6 protein-coding genes are annotated in these 3332 nt (G+C 56.5%); 4 read left to right on the forward strand and 2 right to left on the reverse strand.

Going from position 1 to position 3332, the window contains the following annotated elements; genetic code table 11:
• A partial coding sequence (locus B3Y70_RS10975) for a fumarate hydratase C-terminal domain-containing protein (RefSeq protein ID WP_288589798.1) occupies positions 1-460 on the forward strand: 460 nt, incomplete at its 5' end.
• A 42-nt stretch (positions 461-502) separates the two neighbouring features.
• On the opposite strand, the gene B3Y70_RS10980 is transcribed toward B3Y70_RS10975, so the two are convergent.
• Both B3Y70_RS10980 and B3Y70_RS10985 read right to left on the reverse strand, forming a co-directional pair.
• Positions 503-826 carry an MGMT family protein gene (locus B3Y70_RS10980; RefSeq protein WP_011785508.1) on the reverse strand — a complete coding sequence of 108 codons (324 nt, stop codon included), beginning with the start codon at positions 824-826 and terminating at the stop codon, positions 503-505.
• Between the two features lie 23 nt (positions 827-849).
• On the reverse strand, positions 850-1611 hold the full coding sequence (locus tag B3Y70_RS10985; RefSeq protein ID WP_113878949.1) for an SDR family oxidoreductase: 762 nt from the start codon (positions 1609-1611) through the stop codon (positions 850-852).
• 72 nt (positions 1612-1683) lie between these two features.
• Between B3Y70_RS10985 and B3Y70_RS10990 the strand changes: the two genes are divergently transcribed.
• From B3Y70_RS10990 to B3Y70_RS11000, 3 genes are all read left to right on the forward strand, one after another.
• Positions 1684-2241, forward strand: a complete 558-nt coding sequence (locus B3Y70_RS10990) for an FxsA family protein (RefSeq protein WP_014421007.1) — start codon at positions 1684-1686, stop codon at positions 2239-2241.
• Positions 2242-2437: 196 nt separating this feature from the next.
• Positions 2438-2725, forward strand: coding sequence for a co-chaperone GroES (gene groES / locus B3Y70_RS10995; protein ID WP_011785505.1), 288 nt, complete (start codon positions 2438-2440; stop codon positions 2723-2725).
• A 76-nt stretch (positions 2726-2801) separates the two neighbouring features.
• Positions 2802-3332: TCP-1/cpn60 chaperonin family protein (locus tag B3Y70_RS11000; protein WP_288589800.1), on the forward strand; the 531-nt coding region annotated here is incomplete at its 3' end.

Consider the following 3332-nt stretch of genomic DNA (forward strand, 5'->3'; position numbering starts at 1 on the left):
GATGGTGGATATGATCGAGCGCGGTGAAGAGCTGCCGGTGGATCTGAAAGGCCGCTTCATCTATTACGTGGGCCCGGTTGATCCCGTACGCGAAGAAGTGGTTGGCCCCGCCGGCCCTACGACTGCAACCCGCATGGACAAGTTCACTGACACCATGCTGGAAAAAACCGGCCTGACTGGCATGATCGGCAAAGCCGAGCGTGGTCAGGTTGCCATCGACGCCATCAAGAAGCACGGCGCAGTGTATCTGATGGCGGTGGGTGGTGCTGCATACCTGGTCTCCAAGGCCATCAAGGGCGCCAAGGTGGTGGCCTTCGAAGAGCTGGGTATGGAAGCCATCTATGAGTTTGAGGTGGAAGAAATGCCGGTAACAGTAGCCGTGGATTCCCGTGGCAGTTCCGTGCACCAGACCGGCCCGGTTGAGTGGCACGACAAGATCATTGCCGCCAAGGCGGTTTGATCTGAGTCTTTGTTAGTCCGGTGGCAGCCTTGGGTGTTCGGCTCAAGGCTGCCACTGAAAGTCCTTCATCTTTACCTTTCCTTTATACACTTCCACCCCTTCCAGCCTCAGTTTCTCTGTTTGAAGCTGGCAGGTTTCCGTGCCTTCAGGAAAGGCGATCTGGCCGTTGCTCCGGATAACCCGATACCAGGGAATGCAGTGGCCGGCGGGCAGTTTGCCCAGGGCCCGGCCAACGAAACGCGCCTGGCGTCCGAGGCCGGCCATGGCGGCTACCTGACCGTAGCTGGCCACTTTCCCTTTCGGAATCGCGGCCACTACCTGCCAGATTTTCTGCTCCTTTGTCGGTTCCTTTTCGGACTCGTTCATTCAGAGCTCCGGTATTGGCCGGGTTACAGGCGCAGGGCGCCGTCCACCTCGATCATGCGGCCAGAAACGTAGTCGTTCTCGAAGATAAACGCTACCGCTGAGGCGATTTCCTCTGGCTTGCCCATGCGTTTCAGGGGGATGCCGGCGGTCATTTTCTCCAGGGCTTCGGGCTTCATGGAGGCCGTCATTTCGGTTTCGATAAACCCTGGGGCGATGCCCATGCAGCGGATGCCGTAGCGGGCGAGTTCTTTGGCCCACACTGGCACCAGGGCAGATACGCCGGCTTTGGCGGCGGAGTAGTTGCTCTGGCCCATGTTTCCGGCGCGGGAGATGGAGGCGATGTTGATGATCGCGCCCTGGTCGCCGTTTTCGATCATGCGGGTGGCCGCTTCCCGGCCGCACAGGAAAACGCCGGTGAGGTTAACGTCGATCACGGACTGCCACTGGGCCAGTTCCATGCGCTTCTCGAGCTTGCCGTCCTTGAATTTCACCATCAGGCCGTCGCGCAGGATGCCGGCGTTGTTCACCAGGCCGTTGAGGTGGCCGAAGTCATTGATGATTGCCTGAAAGGTTGTCTCAACGTCTTCTTCTTTGGCGACGTTACAGACATAGGTTTTGGCGTCGCCACCGGCCAGTTTGCAGGCCTCAGCGGCTTCAGCCAGCTTGTCTTCCATCAGGTCGATGAGTGCCAGCCTGGCGCCTTTGGCTGCCAGGTATTCAGCCATTGCGCGGCCGAGGCCCTGGCCGCCACCAGTGATTGCGATAACAGAATCTTGAAGTTTCATGGTTTGCCCTAATTAAGTTCAGAGGTGTTTTACGTTCTCTGTGTGTCTGCATCGTTTTTATGGGGAGGCATTTTGCCCGTTTTCTTTTTTCTTTTCATCGTTATGCCCATTGCCGAACTGGCGGTATTGATTCAGGTCGGTAGCGTTATCGGCGTGTTGAATACGGTAGGGCTGGTGTTTCTGACGGCTGTAATCGGGGCCTGGTTGCTGCGCCAGCAGGGGCTGGCGACCTTGTTGCGGGCGAATGAACGGCTCAACAGCGGTGAGTTGCCGGCAAAAGAAGTGGCCGAGGGGCTGATTCTTGCGGTCGGCGGCGCCATGTTGCTCACGCCGGGGTTTATCACCGACACCTTCGGCTTTCTGTGTTTGTTGCCGGGCTCGCGACATTGGTTGGCATCGCAGGCACTGAAGAGAATGACGGTGGCGGGGCAGAATCACGGCCGGAGTTTCTTTTTCAGCGCCGGAGGCGGTGCAGGGCCCTTCGGGCAAGGCCCTTTTGGCCAGCAGCGACCATTCGATCGTGATGCCAACGGCAACATCATTGAAGGCGAGTACCAGGATCAGACCCGGAATGATCGGGGCCAGCTCCAGCAGGGGCAGTCTGATCAGGATGAGCAGGAAAAAAAGTGAAATTTTTTTTGTTGCGGGTGTTGAAAACCTTTCGCTCAACCCCATTAACACAGCACAGATTCGCTTCAGGCTGAAAACCGCTGTCTATCAGTGGCTTGGATGCCGGGGCAATTTGTCGGGTCCGGGTCTCCGGCCAGACATTTTTAACATGCAATTGTCATTGCCACATTAATCTGACTATTGGAGAAACAGAGCAATGAAAATTCGTCCGCTACACGATCGTGTTGTCGTACGCCGTAAGGAAGAAGAAGAGAAAACTGCGGGTGGCATCGTGCTGCCGGGTAATGCCAAAGAAAAGCCTTCCCAGGGCGAAGTGATCGCTGTGGGTAATGGCCGCATTCTGGATAACGGCGAAACCCGTGCACTGGCGGTCAAGGTGGGTGACACCGTGGTCTTCGGTCAGTACGCCGGTAACACCGTAAAGGTTGACGGTGAAGAGCTGCTCATCATGAGTGAGAACGATATTTACGGCGTGCTTGAGTGATCGCAACAGCGATAGGCACGAACGCTCATTAATCCGATCGGTTCAATTTTCGGTTTAACGAACAGGAATAGAAGACATGGCAGCAAAAGACGTTAAATTCGGTGATAGCGCCCGTAAGCGCATGGTAGCAGGTGTTAACATCCTGGCGGACGCGGTCAAGGTAACACTGGGCCCCAAAGGCCGTAACGTGGTTCTGGAGAAGTCTTTCGGCGCTCCGACTGTGACCAAGGACGGCGTATCTGTGGCCAAGGAAATCGAGCTGAAAGACAAGTTCGAGAACATGGGCGCGCAGATGGTGAAGGAAGTCGCTTCCCAGGCCAACGAAACTGCTGGTGACGGTACCACGACTGCGACCGTACTGGCCCAGTCCATCGTGAATGAGGGTATCAAGGCCGTGACTGCCGGCATGAACCCGATGGACCTGAAGCGTGGTATCGACAAAGGTACCGCCGAAGCTGTTAAAGCCATCCGTGAAATGGCCAAGCCCTGCGACGACAGCCGCATGATCGCCCAGGTTGGCACTATCTCCGCCAACGGTGACGAAACCATCGGCAAGATCATCGCAGACGCGATGGAAAAAGTGGGTAAAGAAGGCGTCATTACCGTT

Source organism: Marinobacter sp. UBA5687 (assembly GCF_002420325.1).
Taxonomy (GTDB): domain Bacteria; phylum Pseudomonadota; class Gammaproteobacteria; order Pseudomonadales; family Oleiphilaceae; genus Marinobacter; species Marinobacter nauticus.